Annotated in this window: 6 protein-coding genes; 2 read left to right on the top strand and 4 right to left on the bottom strand. The window is 72.5% G+C overall.

The window, feature by feature from the left end; all coding sequences use genetic code 11:
• The coding region (locus ACFFNX_RS45955; protein ID WP_378212647.1) for a DAK2 domain-containing protein at positions 1 to 237 on the bottom strand (237 nt) is incomplete at its 3' end.
• Between the two features lie 211 nt (positions 238 to 448).
• Here ACFFNX_RS45955 and rpmB point away from each other — a divergent pair.
• Positions 449 to 646, top strand: coding sequence for a 50S ribosomal protein L28 (gene rpmB, locus ACFFNX_RS45950; protein ID WP_378212645.1), 198 nt, complete (start codon positions 449 to 451; stop codon positions 644 to 646).
• A gap of 182 nt (positions 647 to 828) precedes the next feature.
• On the top strand, positions 829 to 1,311 hold the full coding sequence (locus tag ACFFNX_RS45945) for a metallophosphoesterase family protein (protein WP_378212642.1): 483 nt from the start codon (positions 829 to 831) through the stop codon (positions 1,309 to 1,311).
• 15 nt (positions 1,312 to 1,326) lie between these two features.
• Here the strand turns inward: ACFFNX_RS45945 and thiD are convergent, their stop codons facing one another.
• The 3 genes from thiD to ACFFNX_RS45930 all read right to left on the bottom strand — a co-directional run.
• Positions 1,327 to 2,115, bottom strand: coding sequence for a bifunctional hydroxymethylpyrimidine kinase/phosphomethylpyrimidine kinase (gene thiD, locus ACFFNX_RS45940; RefSeq protein WP_378212641.1), 789 nt, complete (start codon positions 2,113 to 2,115; stop codon positions 1,327 to 1,329).
• An 18-nt stretch (positions 2,116 to 2,133) separates the two neighbouring features.
• Positions 2,134 to 2,682: a cellulose binding domain-containing protein gene (locus ACFFNX_RS45935; RefSeq protein ID WP_378212640.1), complete on the bottom strand. Its 549-nt coding sequence runs from the start codon at positions 2,680 to 2,682 to the stop codon at positions 2,134 to 2,136.
• A 171-nt stretch (positions 2,683 to 2,853) separates the two neighbouring features.
• A partial coding sequence (locus ACFFNX_RS45930; protein ID WP_378212637.1) for a thiamine-phosphate kinase occupies positions 2,854 to 3,207 on the bottom strand: 354 nt, incomplete at its 5' end.

Below are 3,207 nucleotides of genomic sequence, written 5' to 3'. Positions count from 1 at the left end.
GCCGATCAGCGCGCCGTCGGCGAGGGCGCGCCAGACCGAGGCGGCGTCCGCGTCGGCGGGCAGCCGCTCGGCCGCCTCGGACGCCGCCAGGACGGTCAGGTGGAGGTTGGTGCCGGTGTCCCCGTCGGGCACCGGGAAGACGTTGAGGGCGTCGATCTCCGCCCGGGTGCGGTCCAGGGCGTCCGCCGCGAGGCGGCTCCACCGCCGTACGCCCGCGGCGTCGAGAAGGTCTCCCACGCCACCTCCCGTGATCGTCCGGTGAGCCTGCGCCCGGCCGCGTGACGGCCAAGATCCCCCTAGACTTATCGGACTCCGGGCGGCTTCGGTAACCCGGCGATTCGCACGCCGGGGTGGGGTCGGCTATCCTCTACCGAAGGTCCGGTCCGGGCCTCTCTTTGACGAGCGCCCGATCCCGGGCCCTTCCACTCGAACCTTTTGGAGCGCATCCATGGCTTCCGTCTGCGACGTCTGCGGCAAGGGGCCGGGGTTCGGCATGCGCGTCTCTCACTCGCACCGCCGCACCCCTCGCCGCTGGAACCCGAACATCCAGCGAGTGCGTGCGGTCGTCGGCCGCACCACCAAGCGCATCAACGTCTGCACGTCCTGCATCAAGGCGGGCAAGGTCGTCCGTCCCGTGGCGCGCTGACACCACGTTCCGCCGGCGCCTGACGGCGCCATCACGGACTCTGCCTCTCACCGGACAACGCCGAACGGCCGACCCGCACAGGGCCGGCCGTTCGGCGTTGTCCGGGCTCTCACGCGCCACCGGCGCCCGGCGGCCGGATCGGTGATTCCGCTCGTACGGGGCAGGATGGGACCGTGAGAGTGGTGGCGATCTCGGACACCCACGCGCCCCGGCGGTGGCGTGGATGTCCGCCCGCGGTGGCCGGGCACCTGCGGGGTGCGGACCTGATCCTGCACGCGGGCGACGTGTGCGTTCCCTCGGTGCTCGACGAGCTGTCCGCGTACGCCCCGGTGAAGGCCGTGCTGGGCAACAACGACGGTCCGGAGGTCGCCGCCTGGGGTGCGCCGGAGACGCTGGAGTTCGACCTCGACGGACTGCCGGCGGCGATGATCCACGACAGCGGCCCGGCCTCGCGGCGCACCGCGCGGATGCGCCGCCGTTTCCCCGGCGCGGCGCTGGTCGTCTTCGGCCATTCCCACATCCCGCTGGACGAGACCGGCGACGGCGTCCGCATCTTCAACCCCGGCTCCCCCACCGACCGCCGCCGTCAGCCGCACGGCACGATCGGCCTGCTCCACGTCGAGAACGGCCGTCTCCTCACGGCCGAGATCGTGCCGGTGACCTGACGCGCGGCCCCGGCCTCAGGGCCGCTGGAGCCAGCCGTGGTCGACGGGGCCGATGCCGGCGCCGAGCGGGAAGCCGTGCTCGATCGCCCCGGTGACGTAGTCCTTGGCCCGCCCCACCGCGCTCACCACGTCGTGGCCGAGCGCGAGGTGGGAGGCGATGGCCGAGGCGAGCGTGCAGCCGGTGCCGTGCGTGTGCCGGTTGTCGTGCCGCTCCGCCGCGAACCGGTATTCGCGCGTGCCGTCGAACAGCAGGTCCACCGGCTCTCCGGGCAGGTGGCCGCCCTTGATCAGCGCCCACCGCGGCCCGAGCGCGCGTACGGCCTCGGCCGCCTCGCGCAGCCCGCTCTCGTCGACGACCTTGACGCCGGTGAGCTGCTCGACCTCCCAGAGGTTCGGCGTGACGACCGTCGCGAGCGGGAGAAGCTCCGTGCGGACCGCGCCCAGCGCGTCCGGGGCGAGGAGTGCGTCACCGTGTTTGGAGACGCCCACGGGGTCGACGACGACCGGTACGGACACCTCCGCCAGCGCGGCGGCCACCGTCTCGACCAGAACGGCCGAGGCGAGCATCCCGGTCTTCACCGCCTGGGCGCCGATGTCGGAGAGCACCGAGTCGAGCTGGGCGCGTACGGCCTCCGGCGGGAGCTCCCAGTAGCCCTGGACGCCGAGGGAGTTCTGGGCGGTGACCGCCGCGATGACGCTCATGCCGTGCACGCCGAGGGCGAGCATCGTCTTGAGGTCGGCCTGGATGCCCGCTCCGCCGCCCGAGTCGGATCCGGCGATCGTCAGCACGCGAGGAGGAGTCATGGGCCAAGCGTACGGCCGTCAGCAGGAGCTTCCGTTGAACGAGCAGCCGGACGGCCGCGCGGCGGTCCCGCTGGCGACGAAGGACACCTTGATCGACTTTCCGGGCGCGATGTAGGGGTGGCCGGCCGGGTTGTCCGCGACGAGCGTGGTGCCCCGGCGGACCACCTTCACGTCCCACGCGGACAGGATCTGGGCCCGCGGGTAGCGCAGGATGAGCGTCCAGCCCCGCACCGAGGTGTTCGCGTGGTTGGTGATCGTCACCTGGCCGTGGAACCCGCCGGCGCCGGTCGAGAGGGTGCGGTAGGCGACGCTGATCGTCTTGCGCCCGCTCCCCCGGCTCGCCCGCGGGCTGCCGCTCATGCGCGGAAGGAGCGAGGAGTCGCCGTCACGCGCCGTGCGGCGGCTGCGGTCCAGAGGTGAGGCCGAGTCGCTGACCTTCGGCTTCGCCGGTTTGCCGCTCGGTGGCGGCGGCCCGCCGGCGAAGTTCAGTGAGATCTGCTGGGTGCTGAGCGCGGATACGATCGCACCGATCGCCACGACGCCGGAGACCGCCGGCAGGAGCGGCACCTTGCCGACCCTCCCGTGCCGGTGAGGGCCGTCCTCCTCAGGAACGCCGTCTTCCACGTCTTTGGTGTGTCGTCCCATCCCGTCCCTCTCCGGTCTCGGGATGTATACCAAAAGCACACCAGTCATGCCTACCAGACGAGGGGCGTCAACAGGGAGAACTGTTCCATCTGGTTAGTGAAAGTGGTCCCATCCGCCGACCCCGTACGGCCGTCCGTCCACCGTCACACCCGCAGGTCCGGCGACCGCACGCCCGATGACCTGCCATTCCGCGGGCAGCTCCGCCTCCTGCGGAAACGTCGCCGCGAAAGCGTGATCTTCACCACCGGTCAGCGCCAGCCGCAGCGCGTCCGGCACCGGCGGACCGGGCACGGCGTCGGCGGCGAGCTCGATCCGGACGCCGCTCGCGTCGGCGATGTGCCCGAGGTCCTGGACGAGGCCGTCGCTGACGTCGAGCATCGCCGTGGCCCCGAGCTGCAAGGCGCGCAAGGCCGCGGCGTACGGGGGGCGCGGACGGCGGTGGGCGCC

This window comes from Actinoallomurus acaciae (assembly GCF_042429965.1).
Lineage (GTDB): Bacteria > Actinomycetota > Actinomycetes > Streptosporangiales > Streptosporangiaceae > Actinoallomurus > Actinoallomurus acaciae.
The sequence above is the reverse complement of the archived record's forward strand: the minus strand, read 5'-3'. Positions and strand labels throughout refer to the sequence as shown.